The sequence below is a fragment of the Rhodococcus sp. MS16 genome (genome assembly GCF_013277795.1).
GTDB lineage: Bacteria > Actinomycetota > Actinomycetes > Mycobacteriales > Mycobacteriaceae > Rhodococcus_F > Rhodococcus_F globerula.
Window position 1 is genome coordinate 1 of record NZ_VBTM01000007.1, and the last position, 16,023, is coordinate 16,023.

At 57.8% G+C, this 16,023-nt stretch carries 12 protein-coding genes; 9 read left to right on the forward strand and 3 right to left on the reverse strand.

Annotated elements, in window-relative coordinates; translation table 11 throughout:
• Positions 1-694: 694 nt before the first annotated feature.
• Positions 695-1,045 (reverse strand): hypothetical protein, encoded by a 351-nt coding sequence (locus tag FEZ60_RS19175; RefSeq protein WP_172936748.1) that lies wholly within the window; start codon positions 1,043-1,045, stop codon positions 695-697.
• Positions 1,046-2,698: 1,653 nt separating this feature from the next.
• The gene (locus FEZ60_RS19180) at positions 2,699-2,962 is read right to left on the reverse strand and encodes a hypothetical protein (protein WP_172936747.1); all 264 of its coding nucleotides are present in this window, start codon (positions 2,960-2,962) and stop codon (positions 2,699-2,701) included.
• A 618-nt stretch (positions 2,963-3,580) separates the two neighbouring features.
• Here FEZ60_RS19180 and FEZ60_RS32575 point away from each other — a divergent pair.
• From FEZ60_RS32575 to FEZ60_RS19225, 9 genes are all read left to right on the forward strand, one after another.
• Positions 3,581-4,081: a hypothetical protein gene (locus tag FEZ60_RS32575; RefSeq protein WP_242484718.1), complete on the forward strand. Its 501-nt coding sequence runs from the start codon at positions 3,581-3,583 to the stop codon at positions 4,079-4,081.
• Between the two features lie 736 nt (positions 4,082-4,817).
• Complete coding sequence (locus FEZ60_RS19190) at positions 4,818-5,075, forward strand: hypothetical protein (protein WP_033236862.1); 258 nt, start codon at positions 4,818-4,820, stop codon at positions 5,073-5,075.
• A 3,747-nt stretch (positions 5,076-8,822) separates the two neighbouring features.
• Entirely contained in the window at positions 8,823-9,605 is a 783-nt protein-coding gene (locus FEZ60_RS19195; RefSeq protein WP_116104610.1) for an AAA family ATPase, read from the forward strand.
• Complete coding sequence (locus tag FEZ60_RS19200) at positions 9,602-9,940, forward strand: hypothetical protein (protein ID WP_116104611.1); 339 nt, start codon at positions 9,602-9,604, stop codon at positions 9,938-9,940. The genes FEZ60_RS19195 and FEZ60_RS19200 overlap by 4 nt, the downstream gene beginning before the upstream one ends.
• A 413-nt stretch (positions 9,941-10,353) precedes the next feature.
• The gene (locus FEZ60_RS19205; RefSeq protein ID WP_172936749.1) at positions 10,354-10,998 is read left to right on the forward strand and encodes a TetR/AcrR family transcriptional regulator; all 645 of its coding nucleotides are present in this window, start codon (positions 10,354-10,356) and stop codon (positions 10,996-10,998) included.
• 203 nt (positions 10,999-11,201) lie between these two features.
• A complete protein-coding gene (locus FEZ60_RS19210; protein WP_033236926.1) occupies positions 11,202-11,432 on the forward strand; it encodes a hypothetical protein in 231 nt (76 codons plus the stop codon).
• On the forward strand, positions 11,432-11,731 hold the full coding sequence (locus FEZ60_RS19215; protein WP_172936750.1) for a type II toxin-antitoxin system PemK/MazF family toxin: 300 nt from the start codon (positions 11,432-11,434) through the stop codon (positions 11,729-11,731). The genes FEZ60_RS19210 and FEZ60_RS19215 overlap by 1 nt, the downstream gene beginning before the upstream one ends.
• Before the next feature lie 28 nt (positions 11,732-11,759).
• A complete protein-coding gene (locus FEZ60_RS19220) occupies positions 11,760-13,598 on the forward strand; it encodes a hypothetical protein (RefSeq protein WP_172936751.1) in 1,839 nt (612 codons plus the stop codon).
• A complete protein-coding gene (locus FEZ60_RS19225) occupies positions 13,598-14,395 on the forward strand; it encodes a hypothetical protein (RefSeq protein WP_172936752.1) in 798 nt (265 codons plus the stop codon). Before FEZ60_RS19220 ends, FEZ60_RS19225 begins: the two co-directional genes overlap by 1 nt.
• Positions 14,396-15,043: 648 nt before the next feature.
• On the opposite strand, the gene FEZ60_RS19230 is transcribed toward FEZ60_RS19225, so the two are convergent.
• Positions 15,044-15,991, reverse strand: a complete 948-nt coding sequence (locus FEZ60_RS19230; RefSeq protein WP_172936753.1) for a phospholipase D family protein — start codon at positions 15,989-15,991, stop codon at positions 15,044-15,046.
• Positions 15,992-16,023: the final 32 nt, after the last annotated feature.

A 16,023-nucleotide genomic window follows, 5' to 3' on the forward strand; every position in this document is an offset into this window, starting at 1 on the left:
CGGAACATGATCCACCCGGTTTACCGCGGTAAACGTCCGTACTCTTCACATCCGAATGTGCCGCCGGCACACTGGTTTACCGCGGTAAAATCCTCTGCCGACGAACCGAAGCACACCGCATGCACGGTTTACCGCGGTAAACTCCCCCACTCCGCCATATCTGGCGGATTGCTCGGCACACTGGTTTACCGCGGTAAACTCCGGACTGGACAACTCTGGCGCGTCAATTCCGGCAACATCCACGAGAACAGATCTGCACTCTCATTAGCCTGTCTGTGCGGCCAGAGTTTCACCTCCAGTTCATTCCTCTAGGACGCGTCTGACTCCTACACAAGGAGGCCCTCCAATCGGGACTTATCCGGCGCCTCGCTGGCGCGAGGTTCTGTCGGATCAGCTCAAGAACGTCGGCGGCAGAATGTAGTGATGCTCACCTGAGGCCGAAAACACGATCCGGGCGCAGTAGAACTCACCGATCCGAGAAGATCTTCTTAGGCCAATTCCCCTATCAGACAACAACAGTCAAGAATATCTCCGGCCTCAAATTGGAAATGGCCTCGCAAGTAGTTGAATCCTGGCTGTTATCAACATGATTGCGCGTCCTCGTAATTCGCGAGTTGGAAGTTTGATTGGATTCCATTCTGTAAGAATGGTTTTCATCGCGATGACACTGCAGAAGCAGCAGTTATCGGAGGGATCATTGTGCCCGCGACTTTCCGGCGACTGTCGCTCGGATAAGCGCTAGGGCAGCCGCACGAATGGACGGAGAAGCAACACGTTGATTCCGAGCTGCAGCCTCGTTTGCCGCAGTCCGTCGATCCTCGTCGCGTTGGTTCTTTGCAGCTACAGCGAGTTCGGTTGGGGAGGGAATAGACCAGTTGATACGGGCAAGGCGCCAGTGCAGGAATCGGACCGGATCCTTCAGGTCAGCGGTGTTGGGCCATATCCAGCCTCGCGATTTGGTGTCTTCGGTGAGGGTCCGGGCGATATCTCGACCCGACCAGCGATTGGTGTCAATCGAGTGGCGGATGAGGGCGTCGCTGATCACTCCAATGTGTCCGGAGGGCATCAACGCAGGCGCGTATCGAATTAGTTCTGCCGCTGCTCGCTGAAGGCTAAGGGGTCTGGGCTTGCGCGTTTTGAATCTCTTCTGGTGGCCTTTGCGCGTGCGCGCGTTTGTGTAGTTCTTCCTAACGGAAGAAGAAGAACTAAAAGCAAGTACAACAGATAGGGGGTCAGTGATGTTTGTTTGTGGATAACTTCTGGTTGGAGCGTGGTCGCATTCTGGGGCCTGTGGAGTCGTTTGTGATGAGGGTTCAGTTGGGGTGTTTAGTGAAGTGAGACGTCGAAGTACCGATTTGGGTGAGATGAGTGCCCAGACGCTCGCTGCGCGGGTTTGATGGCCGCCGTGGTGTGCTTCAGCGGCCCAGCATTCGATGGTGCGTAGGAAGCGCCCTCGGGCCATTTCTTTAGCGACGTGGAGCGCGGATAGAACTCGTCGGGCGCGTTGCACTACAGAGACCGAGGTTCCGGTTCGTTCGGCGAGCGCGGTTCGGGATACGGCGACGCGTCGGCCTGTTCGCTGTTCGGCGAATCCTGCCATGGTGACTGCGACTGCGAAGACGCGTTGTGGGTCGACTTGATGTTGGCGGCAGGCGTCTGTGCCGGTGGGACTATTCAGAAGCTCTCGAACTTGGCGTTGCCATTTGGCTCTACCTGTCCATAAGGGGGTTCGCGCTTGTTCTGTGTGATCGACGGGTAGGCACCAGGATTGCCCGCGTTGTTCGCTGTCCGTGTTAAGTATGGTGATTTGGTTTATGCGTTCTTCCGCGCGGGCGATCGAATCGGCAAGATCAGGGTTCGATATGCCGTTTACGGGGGCGTTTGTTGCCGATATCACTCGAATTTGCGCGGAATGGCTGTTTTTTTGTTGAAGATAGCTTGAAACAGATTCAGGGTATGGGCTACCCTGAGACGTACCTACCACGGTGAGTCCCTTCGGGGAGAGCAACAGATGAGGCAGAAGGGCCAACTTCGGCTTCATCGAAAAAGAAAACTAGACAGAAAGAGCCAATCGGTCTTTTTCTGTTTAAGATCCAAAATGGGGTCGACAAATAACCCCCCTTCGGGGGTTACCGATTTTGGATTGTGAGATATGTAATTGTGCGCTTATTACTGTTCAGTAACTTAGTTCTCCTTACTCTTTCTGAATACAATTCACCCCATATCCCATCACAAATACCCGGCCTAATGGTGGAACGACGCATGGTGTGTTTTGACACATAATAATGGGGTACGAATGTCTCCGTTTACGTGCTCGCGCGTTTTGAATCACAGACTGTTCTGAGCAGTCACCATTTGTAGCCAAAGACTGACTACCAGGACTTGCTAGGCGCTGCAGCCTCCTGTGATTGCTCGAATTTTCATGCACTGATGGTGAGACCGACTTTCGGAACGAAGTCGATAATCGTCTGCACAGTCGTGGCGCTGAACGTCGGCGCCTGTGGGCTGTCGACGACTCTGGTGGTCGGCCGTTCCGTAATCACCGTTCCTGCTGCGCTCGATCCGCTGTCCGACCAGGCACGCCGTGTTGATGGCGAGCGACCGGTATGCAGTAACCAGCGGCACCCGGTCGATAGCGGTATTCCTTGAACCGCACATTCGCTCGGAGATGCCGACAGGGTCAGTGGGATGGGCTGTACTAGTGGCCGACATGCGCCGCTTCGGTGATGTTGTTTCGTTTCGTGCCGAGCTTTACGGATTCGGGGTGTCGATAGGCGACGACGCAGTCGGCCGCGAGGCCGCGGCAGGTGAGGCAGTCGAAAGATCCTGCGGCAACGTCATATCCGAAGATCTGCTCCTCATCAGTGCGGCAACACTTGAACACCGCGCGCACCACATGACTTGCACCTTCCGGTTTCCCTGGCATGACGTCAGTGGTTGCAGACCGGGGAACCGGGATCATTCGAGAGTTGGTCCACCTAGTTGTTCCCGGACGCTTCCCACCGAAGTTGAAGCTGATTCGCTCGTGCGTGGTGGATTCGGTGCGTTTCTCGGAGCGGTCAGGCGACTCGGTAGGCGCTGGGTACTGCTTCGATCTCGGCGATCCAGGCCGACCTCTGCAGCGATCGGCGAAGTCGTGGAGCGTTATTGCTGCAACATCGTCGGTAACCGATTATCCGTATGGGCAGTAGCGATTTAACCGGAGCCAAGATCGTCGCTCTGATCACGGGCTCGGATAAGTGGGTGCCGGCAGAACTTGTCTGGGGTTCGTATCCGCATACGTCTCCCGGACCGGCTCGGCGATCTCGCCGGTGGCTCATGCAGGTCTGGCAGCAGGATCTTTGACGGAGTTTGTCGTCCGAAGCGTACTCCGTGAGATGGTGGACGCGATGACGTTGTCTTGGACAGGAAGAGGTGGAATGTGGCCTGTCTCAGGTGTTCTCGCTTCGCTGACTCGGCAGCGCGAGTAAGCGGTCTTGAACTCGGTGGCTGGCGTTCAACAGCGAGGTCGACGTTCCCGTGCTCGGTACTTTGGTTCGCGACAGAGTCGCCGGGTACTTCGTCATAGGCGTAGCGTGCCATGAGAATGCCCACCGCCGCCATCAAGGCCCTTGGCGAAGCGCTTTGGTTGCAACTGCTTCCGCGACTACGACGACCCGGAGAGTGGTATCGGCCGTACTGCGGCTGCCCCGCCAGCCCCCATTTGGCCCTGGCGAGCAGGCCAGAGATACACGAGATCTACCGTCTGGACGATGCCGACATCATGGACTGCGGGTACCACGTGCAACTCCATCTCGATCCGGAATCCCAGGTACGCTTCGAGTGTCAATTGGCGGATCCCGTTGTCCGTGAAGTCGAATTCGATTCGTTGACAACGCATACGGATACCGAAACAGACATGCGGCGTGCTGGATTCGAACCGACGTGGGTGGTCTCACCTCGATTGATGTCCTGCACGTGGACCGTTTCGTTGTTCCCGGGTGCCTCACCAATACCTGCCGGGTTGCCGTTTCTCTGGTCCGCCGGGCTTCGTCGTCGCTTTGCCGGACGTGCGGCTCGCACTATGCCCCTGCCGCATTGACGGCAGAGGGCGCCTGCAAGGTTCGTAGTCTCCGCCAAGCAGCAGTCCGTCTAGGCTTTGGCCGGCAGGAAATGGCGTTGTGATGTTCGACGGCAATCTGTTCCTGGCGAAGGGTGTCGAAACGACCGTTGAACGGTCCTGTACGCGGGCAGTGCATGCAGTTCGCGCAGCGAGTGTGACACGCAAAGGTAGCTAGAAATGCTGCAGCACAATACGTTTCATCGAATTCTTATGTTTCTGCCGACCGTGCGCAGCGGCCCGGCATATGCGTAGTGTGCGGAAGTTGCACCTCTGGTCTTCGCTGCCATCTCACGCCTCCGTGTCCGTGGAGTTGAGCGCCATGTTTGGTGTCCTCGACCTTCGCCTCCGCAAGGCCGTCACCAGACTCGAATGACTGGCGACAGCGCCTGTCATCACGAGACGCGCGAAATGAGCGAGATTCCAGGGAGCGCCGGCTTCCGGTCGCCGGAATTGCTCTAGTTGAGTGCGCTTTACGTGCGTGCCGTGGCCCTTGGCCTGGCCGTGCCAACCGTTGCGCCTGATCGCGTCAAGATGTTTCGCAGGTGGCAACCTGCCGAGGTTTTGCCCAGTTGCGTTCAGAAGCCGTCGATTTCGCTCGGCAGTGTTTTGGAATCAGCCTGGAAATCGGTGAACCCCGGCCGTCTTCCGAAACATGCGACACACCGAATGGGCGCGCCTACCCGTATCAGTTACAGATTGGTTCTAGTCTTTCCTCATGGCACAGCACAACAAGGGACCTCGCGGACACATCGCGACTCGTGCTCCCCTCAAGCAGCACAAGGTGTACGAGGATCGGGCCGCCGAACTCGGGATCCCTGCTGGGGACTATTCCGTGCTCATCTTGGCCATCACGCACGGACTGGACATACCGGACTACATCAGCGACAAGCTGCGTCCGGATCAGCTTCGTTTGCTCGAAGTCGAAGCTGCGGGTTCGTTGCAACGCATCGAGCAGCTTGCGATCGGCGCATGAACTACCCCTAGACAGCGAACAACCCCCAGGGCTTGGCGGCATCGGGGGCTGTCCGTTTATGCGGTTGCGGGAGCTTCCCAGTTCCCTGACCACCACTAACCCGGTTAAGGAAGAGGCGGTGCTTATTCGATGATATCGCAGAAACATAATTCCGCCATACACATAGGCGTCTCAGCGGTGTCTTTTTCAGCACACCCGCATCACAATTTGGTCTGGATGATTTCCGCATCACACTGCGTGGATCGACAAATTTCCGCGTCTGCCCAGGTCAGCGCCGTGCCCATGAAGGCACCTTCCCGCTGCCGGCGGATCCGATCCTTGTTCCGACATTCTGCTGGTCCGCGAACGTGTGTTTCGTGGACTCGCGTGAACGGGGGCTGCCTGTAGCTAGTGGCGGACGAGGGATCTCGATATCCAACTACACAGCGCAGACCTCTCGAAACACACAGGCCCCCCGAAGGGGGTGATCTGGAGCGGACCGCATCGCGGCGAATAAGGACTGGCAGGTCCTTGACGGACTGAGAACTGGCAGGTTCTCGGTCATCTGTTCTCGAAACGCTCTCGAGAGGTGAGCTTCGAAAGTTGACGCTTTCTCGGCTCGAACTGCATCCCCGGAAAGGGACTACCTATGGCAGGTATGTCTCAGGGTAACTCATACCCTGAATACGGATCAGCAAATTCTCTATCACTCGTTTTGGGCGTGTCGCGCAGCAACCCCCCTGTTCCCGACGTTCCCGCCGATTCGGCGGCCGTCGTCGACGAATGGGAAGCCGCAGTCAACGCGGCAGTCGCACGTGTCGCCCAAATTGAAGAGGCGACACAGCAACTGAACAAGGCCTCTGAACAGCGCGGATTATCCTGGGCGTTACCTGTGGAACCAACCGAACAAGCCCGGGTCCCTGTGTGGACATCGCGCAGTGAATGGCTCCGTCAATTTCGGTATCACACCAATTCTTCTGCGGGTAAGGCTTTGTGTGCGCGCAGGCTGATCAAGCCCGACAAGGCGTACGTAATCGCCGAGGCACACGCTCATTTCGCAGAGTCCCGGACAGGACGCGGAGTGACGGCATCGAAATCAACGATCGCGGCGCGCGCCAAAGTCAGCGAATCTGCTGTCAATCGAGCACGTCGCGTCCTTATCGACCTAGGGATGGGTGTTGAACACGTCCGGGGTCGAAAGCTGAGAACCATCGAATTTCTTGCAGCAGAAGCGCACCACGGAGGTCAACAGCGCCGCGCGGCGTCAACATGGGCCTTGGCGTCCCCCCGATCAATCGTAGAGTCGACACCGCCAACCAAATCACTGAAGAATCGCCCCTCCCGGGCGGCTGAACGGACCTCCAGATATCGGAACCGCAATTCCCGGCGCTGCCGTGTCGCCGCCGAGTATCCGCCGTCACAGGCTCCGTCAGCCACGACTGTCGCTGACACCCTATCTAGAGGTGGTCTTTTATCTTGTGAAGTTCTTCCGTTAGGAAGAACTCACCAAAGCGCAAGTGCGCGAACACAACCGCCAAGCAAGAAATCTATCGGCGGCTACGAATATCCTCGGCCGCTCCAACTTCAGCGCGCAGCCGCTGAACTCGTCAAGCATGCTCCCGCTCTCGCACCGCCTGGCCATATCGGCGCGGTTTGCGATGTGTTGAGTCGTGCAGGAATCAATCACACTCGTTGGACAGGTCGCGATATCGCTCGAGCGCTTTCCCTAGATACCAAGGAACGAGGTTGGATCTGGCCCACAGCGGCCAGTCTCACTTCTCCCTTGGCATATCTCAAATACAGGATTGCCGGGATCGATTGGGCCCGAGAATCACCCAGTGAACAGCGTAAAGCTGCAGATCTGGCGAGACGAAAGGAGCAAAAACAGTTCGAACGAACACAGCAGCGACGTACTCGAATTGCCGCAAGTCCTGAACATCGGACGCAGGCGTTAACCGATATTCGAGCGAATCTGAGCGCAAAGCTGCGACTACGGTGAATGTTCGTCCACTGCGGCGTGTACTCGCGCAAGGACAGCGTGAAGCTGAATTCATGGAGGGGGAAGAAATTAGCGCTGAGCTGCCAAAACCTGCCAGTTTGGGTGGCTTGTGGTGCCGGTTCTTGTGCTAAACGGTGCGAGGTGTTTCCAGTTCGGTGGCCACGTGGCTACGTTTCTACATCACAAAGTTTCGTGATTGCGAGAGAACGCGGAGCGGAAGGTTTGTATGCCGTGCGTTCGTGATGTCGACTCGTCAGTGGTGATCGACTCTGTGGGTTCCGGTCTGCGCGTCCGGCGTATTGACGAAGGTCAGAGTGTTGTCGTTGTCTTTTGGTGTTCGGGTTAGGCGATTGCACGCAGCTTGGATGTAGTCTTCCGATCTCCGATCCCGTGGGAGTACTTGCGTCGTTTACGTGGTTGTGGCATTTACGTATAATGCGCGGACGGGAAGCATTGCATGCGGCGTAAAGCACGACGCCTAGTGTGTGGCGTGTCTTAAGATGTGGTTTTTGCATGTTCGAGCGGTGATCGAAGTGGGACCCGCAGCCACTCCCCTCGGCGCCACTGTTTCGAGGGACGCACTCCGCGGCGGACACTTCCAGATTCTGATAGCAGTTTCCCGCGAAGACGGTGTGGATCCGCGATCCACTGCGGAGGCCGTTGGAGATGAGATTTTCGTGCTCTCATGGATGCGCTAGATATGTCACTGTGACGTTTTGAGCAGGGATGCGGGAGTGTGTCGAAGTCGGTGTAAATACGTATGTATTGTTCTAATTGGCCGATCAACACGTATTCCGACATTTTGCCATCGCGGCTGTGGTGATTCGCTCGCGCAATAAGAATCCCGCCGCAATTGACTCCCCTGCTTTGACTGATTCCGGCGTTCGGGGCGTGTGTTGTGCATGGCGGCGTTGCATCGATCCGCCGTGCGAGCCGTGAGGATTAGCCTGCTCGAACCGGTCGATGGACTCGAATATCACTGTTCTCCAGGACTTCTCGTTCAATCGAATCGGGCCATTGACCGGTCGAGCGACCTGTTTATAGCTTCCCTTCCGCAGTTCGAGCTGGTTGATCTTTTGCTGTGTAATCGAAGAGGCCGGTGATGTCGCCTTGGCTGCGCCGCGAGTCCCACTGTTCGTATCTGGTGCATGCATTGCGTGTGCTGCGTGCAGTGCCCCTATGAATGGGCTGCGCTCGGCAAATGGAGGTGTTTTCGTTCCGCTGTAATGCTCCCCCGGAAGTGCTGTGTGGGAGGAATGATGTGTCGAATCTTGGCTTTAGATCGGATCTCGTAAATGTGGAAGTATCTCTACCTGGGCATATGCACTGCGTGCAGTGCATGTAATGCACGCGCTCCATAGGACCATCAGCTATTTGCGTGCAGTGCATGCCATGCATGCAGTCGACCCGGAAGGATGAATACAGGATATGCGTGTCATGCGTAATGCGCACTGAATGCATGCATAGCATGCAGTGCGCTGCACGTATAGGTTGCATAGCTCGCGGTACATGCATGCCGCGCGTGTAGTGCTATGAATGCGTTGCTCTCAATGTAAGCGCGACACGCACGCGTTGCGATGCGTACACAAAGTGCAACGCACGCGTGTTATGTTGTGCGTGCAAAACGTGCATTCATAGCCATTCGTGCAAGCCTTGCCCATAACGCAAGCATGACGTGCAATGCATGCAACGCTCGACTTACACGCATTGCGTTCGGTGCACCCGACGCGCGCAATGCACGCGTGAACGAATTCGACGAAAGGTCCGCAATGCAGCCACGCAAAATTGCACTGGGTAACCAGAAGGGTGGCGTCGGCAAGACGGCGTCAACGCTCGGATTGGCCAGCGCTATAACGGCGGTCGGCGGTAAAGTGCTCATCGTTGACATGGACCAACAGGGAAACACCACCAGCGGATTGGGTGTCGAACTCGAAGACGGAATGCTGACGGCTTACCACCTTATGAACCAAACCAGGGAGGGTATTGCGGCCGAGGCAATCGTTGCTACACCGTGGGACGGGGTTGACCTGATTCCGGCTGACGAGGAGCTCGGGAAAATTGAGTCGGACGGATCCAACGATCTCGTGTTTCGTCTTGATGTGGCATTTGAAGGGCTGGATCTTTCGCCTTATGACGCTGTGCTCTTCGACTGCCCGCCCAATATGGGCAAGGTCTTGTTTGCGGTCCTGATTGCGGCAGACGGTGTTGTAGCTATTACCGAACCCACCATTGACAGCGTTCGTGGTGTTCAGAAGCTCGAGCAGACCATCGACACCGTCCGTAAACGCGCTAACCCGAAGCTTGCGTTCGACAAGATTGTCATCAGCCGTAGACGCGCGACGGGGGAGCATGATTTTCGCGAGAACGAACTTCGCGAAACTTACGGTGATCTAGTGGCGAAGACTGTCATTCCAGAACTCGCTGCCCGACAAGATGCGCATTCCAATCACACACCTATCCATCAGTTCAAGGGAGGTAAGGCGTTGACGCTCAAGCTTGCGTATACGGATCTCCTCGCTGAGCTGCCTGTCGAGATGGGGGCGACGGCATGAGTGTCAAGCGTGAACCGGCGATCCGTAAGACTCATCCTGCGGAACTGATCCCGGAACGGCCGCCGCGGGGCGAATCGGCAGCTGTGTCAACGACGCAACCTTCCGTTGCGTCTGTACCTGTTGCGCCAGCCGTGGTTCAGCCTGCGGGCGCTAGTGGCCGCAAGGAGGGGGAGAAGCTGTCGATGACGCACAACACCCGGATTAAACCCTCCACCAAGGACCGCCTCCGCCGTGGTGTCGACAAGCTGCGATACGAGACGGGCGATCGTGAGATCAGCGAAGCGTCGATGACGGAAGCTGCCTTGGATGAGTATTTGAACGCCAGGGGTTTGTAACCCGCCACCCTGATGATGCATGCACGGCGTGCACGCAGTGCATGCATTATTTGTTCGCTCTCCCGTGCCGGGGATCGCACATAGAACTAGCCGGGAGACTGTGCAGTGAGGTGCAACTCTTCACGCGCGAACCTCGTACGCCATGTGCACCAAGTCATTCCCGCCACTGCTGGGCGAGTGTGTTCACATGCACTCACCTGCATCGGCATCGGCATCGCGAAAATTGTGTGGATGTGGAATCGCAGCACACAGGGAAGAGATGTCGATTTGCCTCTTTCGCCCTGAACTGATGGCCGGGATAGACGCTGTCACATTGCTCGTGCAGAAACGGGATCAAGCCACAGAACCCGATCAGTGCATTGTTGTCCAAGACCGGGCTTCACTCTGACGATCGCAACCGACAGGAATCCGACATGACTGAGCCAATCAACGACCTGCGACCGGTTGCCGATCCCGTGCGTACGCGTCGGCGGCGTCAGCAGCGCGCAACGATCACGAAAGCGAACATCCTCGAAGCCGCTGCAAGATCATTTGCTTACAACGGTTACGCCGCAACGTCACTCGCCGACTTGCTGGCCGTGTCCGGGACGACCAAAGGCGCTGTGTACTTCCATTTCGATTCGAAGGAAGCAATAGCCCGGGAACTCGTCGCTCACTGGTCGGCGGCGCTTACGCACGCATCCGTAGCCGCACACGACTCGCAGCCGCCTTCCGTCGCCCAGATCAGTTCATTTTTTGGGGACCTTGCAGCGAGCATCGCGGTCAGTTCGCTTGCCCGTGCGGGACTGCGACTCACCACCGAATCCGGGATCGACGGGGCACGAGAGACATTTACTCAGTGGATGGATATCACAAGCAGTCTCGTCGATGCCGCAATCGCATCAGGACAGCTGCCCGACAATTCCACGACGCGACAGCTTTCTTGGAACCTGTGCGCGGGGTTCATCGGGACCGTGAACATTATCCGGGTTCTCGGTGATACCGGCGATTTCACCGCTCGCATGCACAGCCTGGTTACTGTGCACCTGGCTGCATGTACGGCCGCGGAATCAAGCTGACAGTTTCGTGGATGAAGGCGCTGTAATTATGACGTGAGGCTGTTTGCCACAGCGGATCATCGGTGCAGGGCATTGGCACGTTTTCGCTGGGCGGTCAGGGTTTTGGTTGGTTCCCTGCCGACGCTGGCGGCTTGGTTGCCGTCCGGTCGTGCACGTCAACGGAGTGGGATTCAATTCGGATCCCACTGCGGTACCATTTCGGGATGTCACAGATTTCCATCCGGCTCCCCGACGAGATGGTGGCGTACCTCGACGGCGAAGTGAATGGCCATCGCGCGTCTTCACGTGCAGCATTGGTTCTGAGGGCGCTCGAGCGGGAGCGTCGCAGACAGATTGCAGCGCGGGATGCGGAGATTCTAGCCAAGGTGTCGAGCGAGGACGATATGGATTCTCTCGCAACGCATGTGGATAATTTGTCAAGGGATTTGGCCTGATGCGGCCGATTCATGAAGCGAAACTCGACAAGGTTCGTCCTGTGCTCGTCCTGACACGGGAAGTGGTGCGCCCGCATCTGAACCGGGTGACTGTTGCACCGATCACCACCACCATCCGCGGGTTGTCCACCGAGGTGGCTGTCGGACGTATGAACGGCCTCGACGGGGATTCGGTGATCAGTTGCGACAGCATCACGACTATCCCGGTGAGCGCGCTCGGTCCGGGAATCGGGTATTTCTTTCCAGCGCAGGAGGAATCGCTTACTCGCGCGATTCGCGGCGCGTTCGATCTCGAATGACAACCATGACGACGGCACGGGGTGGAACATGGCACTGAAGAAGGGCGAGCAGTTCACTCTGTTCGACGTTGAAGTGTCCGAGCCGGCTTCCGCGGACGTGCAGGCTCACGAAGCGTTGCAGCCCTCGCTGTTCGATGTTTTCGAGGGCGAGTCGGCCGAACAAAACGTCGAACTAGCCGACGCGACAGTCGAACCCACAACTAACGCTGCCACGGTTGATGACGCGGAACCTGACATCTCAGAAACCACGCCAGCTGAACCTCTACCCATTTCACTGCCGCCGGCAAGTGAGAGTGCTGACGGACATGCTGTCATCGTGACGGCAGCGGGGACGTACACACCTTCTGGGCAGGTCCTCACCGGACCGGTGGACTCGGTCGAGAAGCTCGACAAACTGATTCGCTGGGCGACGCTGACACCTCTCGGCGCTCCAGCTCAAATTTGGGTCGTCGGAATCGATGCTTGTGAGATGCTCGGCTGGGTTATCGACCCTGGCAGCGAAGACGACGTCGACGATATGGAAGTTCTCCGCACGCGCGCGGCGCAAGAGCTGACCGGTGTTCTGCAGGCCACGTTGAATCCGATGCTGACCGCCGGGTGGGAACTGCGCGGAGATCCCGGCCACGTCGTTCATCTTTCTCGTACGACAGGGAAATTCACGTCGATGGTCGATATCGTCATCGAGCCGTATGTGTGGACGTACTGGAACAAGGATTTCGGGTGGGGAAACCGAGTAGGGGACATGGGAATCCTCGGATCACCCACCGCTGGAACGTATCTCCCCGACGATGACCTGCCGGCAGCCCGCGAGCTTGGGCGTCGACTCGCTTGGTGCGCACAGCATCTCGGTGTTCTTCCCGGCCCCACGCCCGCTCGCACCGGAGCAGCTGTCGTCGACAAGATCAAACGGGAACGAACCCGCAGCGGGAAGGGGATAGTCGTCACTGCGGCGGGGCCGGTGCCACCCCTTGATGGTGAACATCGTGGTGATCTCGAGCCCGCTGTGGGGTGGACGCGCGTTCCCGATCCGGAAGAACTCGACGGTGCTGCTGTGCTCGTGTCGATCGACCAACGTGCTGCGTACCTTGCGTCCGCGGGAATGCTCGAATTCGGTTACGGGAAACCGCGCCATTTTCGCGCCGAGGCCGCGCGCGCTGCCGCGGAGGAAGCGAAAACTCCGTTCGGGCTCTGGCACGTCACCCTGCCAGCGGGGAACATGCTCGCCCTCCCGGACAAAATGCCATTACCGCACCCCCATATGCTTGCCGATCAACCGGTGCACACGTGGGTCACGACTGTCAGCCTCGATGCATTCTGTGCCCCTGTCGCCGACGGCGGTATCGGCGCCGAACTCGACGAACTCGACATCACCGAAGCCTGGGTATATCCGGAACAAGGACGGGCCCTGGACAAATGGGCCAAGATTTTGCGTGAAGCCCGCAAAGTAGCTGTCGATACCGACGATGCCGCCATGAAACGGTTCCTCGGCTCTTGCTACAAAGGGTATATCGGACGAATGGTCAACCCGGACATGTGGACTGCGAAACAGATGCAGCATCACCACCAGCCGTTGTGGCGTGCGGCGATCATCGCGCACTGCCGCTGGCGGGGCCGCCGCGTCGCGATGCGCATCGCCCGTGAAACCGGCCGGTGGCCACTACGTACCGTCACCGACTCCTGGGTCTACCCACTGCCCGAAGGCATCGATATAGCCGACGAGAGTGATGCTTTGGGCAAGATGACGCTCGAAAAACGCGCCGCTCTCACCGACGATCTGGTCACCGCTCTCACAGATGCCCGCGATACACACGAGATCAATCTCGCGATCAAGGCAGTCTTTACCGACGAAGATGAAGGAAACAACTAGTGGCACTGCACCTTCCGAAGCCACGAACCAAGCAACCCGCGCAAAAAACAGTCGGCCTCGATGGCCTTAACGTTTCCGTCTCCACCGCGGCGACGAGTGGGATTGAAAAGTCCAAAACCGTCAAAAGTGGAGGACTGGCGGGATTGACCAGCAAAGTATCCATCCGGCAGATTCGCTCGGAGATCGGTAACGACGGATTGCGCCAAGCAGCGATCGATGCCGGCCGGACGCCTCCGTCGGATCGAACTTTGCGGCGGTGGGCGCAACAGGGACGCATCCCGCACCCGGAGGTCTTCGAGCGTGCCCAACGCCGGGCTGCAATCGAGCGTCTCGGGGGAATCGATGCTGTCGCACAGAAAATCGGCCGTTCCCGCTCGGCGGTCTCGCGGTATCGGTCGGGGGAGACGAACGAACTGCGTGCCGATGCGAAGAAGAAACTCAAAAACGTCAAAGCCCGCGACATCATGGACCGTGCCGGCGTCTTGCGACCCGATGGACAACCGAAAAAAGCAACCATCCGAGTTCGTGGGGGAGTCTCGGTCCGTAACGGCTCCGAAGATGGCTATGACTATCGCGTGCGCACCCTGGATTTCGCCAACTCCGAGAGTCCCTTCAGCCTCGACGAAACACGAGAACTCGCTGCAGCTTTGGCCAACGACGACCACGCCCGTGTGGTGGCCATCCTCGAACGTCATGCGACGATGGACTATCCGGAGAACAAGGGCTTCGACCAATACAACGATGCCTTTGGGTTCCACTTCGATTCCATCGAATCCGTCCACATCGACTGGACTTAGATCTGGTAGCGCCCATCGAATCTTCGGCCAGGATGATAGGGCGAGTGAGCCGAAATCATCGTCGTCGCTGAGATGTTTCTCTGGTCAAGATGATTCGAAATTCAGACGCCAGATCGTGCGGCAGGAAGGTTTGTTCGTTGAACCGGAATCGCTTCGCGCGTCATTGGCACTGTGAGAGTCGATTCGATTGGTTTACAGAGTTGTCCTCTGTTTGCCTTATCGCGTTCGGTAGTGGATGACTGGGCCCCGCGGTCGGGGCCCAGTCACGACATGGTGTCGAGCCTTTCCCGAGGATGGGATGCGAGTTCGGCAGTCCCTTATGAGTTGGCCGTCGTCGTCAAGGAGTCTGCCAGACTGAGGTTCTGAGCTTTCTGTTACTACGCCCAGTATCTGGTGACGACGGTGGCCGGTTTGAGCGCCGCGAGCACGCTGGAGGCTGAGCTGAGACGTCGGTGGGTGTTGCGATGAGCGGCGCAATCTGTCTGTGGAGAGTGCCAGCAGTAGTCGAGGGGGAGGCGATCTCGTGTGAGGTGGCCAGCAGTGTGGACATTCTATGTTGGTCGCGGTGTAGGCGGTCGTCTTCAATGTCAGGAAATAGTAGCGTGATCGATCGATACTCATTGTAAGACAGTGGCATTGGCTGGTAGATCAAAGGTCCCAGAAGTCGAGTAGTGCTGTTCGCAGGCTAGGGGAGCGGACGTAGTGGTCGGTTCGCAGTCTCGACCCTGGGTGTCCGAGTTCGGTGAGTCGACTCTCGGAATCTGTGAGGGGGAGCGGAGACAGATCGGTTCGGATACGGAGGAAGTGTAAGACTGCGCCGCCTGCGTGCGGGATTCGGATTGGTTCGGAGACTACAACTGCCGGCGGGTAAATCCACTCGTTGTCGACAGAGACGAAGACGATCACGTCGCCGCGCTTGATGCGGCTGGGTTTGTCGATGCGCAGCGATTCAAGTTGGTACTTTGCCGTCGGTCCGGCTGTGGTTCGCTTCCGTGGTTGCTGCTCGTCCATTATGTGTTGTTCGGTGGGGCTGAGCTTGTAGTCGACGACGTGTTTGATGAACATCCGGGTGAGCGGTGAGGGCAGAAAATCGGCTTCGAGGTCGTGGACGCGACCGCTGATACCGGGGATTGGTACGGCGCGGCCGATTTCCCATTCCCGGGTGGCGTTGTCGATAAATACTTGATCGACGTCGGTGATCTCGTCGATGTTGTCGATGAACGTGCGGACCTGGGAGAGGATATTGGGATCGTCGGTGATGATGACGGCATCCTGGGCGAATATGGAGTTCACGGACGCATTCGCCGAGCCGATCACCGCTAGTCGGTTCGTGGCGATCACGTTGGCATGAAGAGTTGGCGATGACAGGACCCGTACATCCCTGCCGAGGTAGTACGCGAGAATGGCAGGGGAGGTGGCATGTGCGCGAAGTGCCGCTTTGGAAGCGTTGACGATCAGGACGTCCCCGGCGCGCAGCGGAAGTAGTTCAGGTGCTTCCAGGCCGAGATAGGCGATCGCGGCCAGGCGTGCACCTCGTGTGCGGATAGCGCGGGTGATGTGCGGCCACGGGTCCGGGCCGTGGAAGGTTGTCCCCATACTGGAACGGTAACGTGAGAGTCAGGGGAACT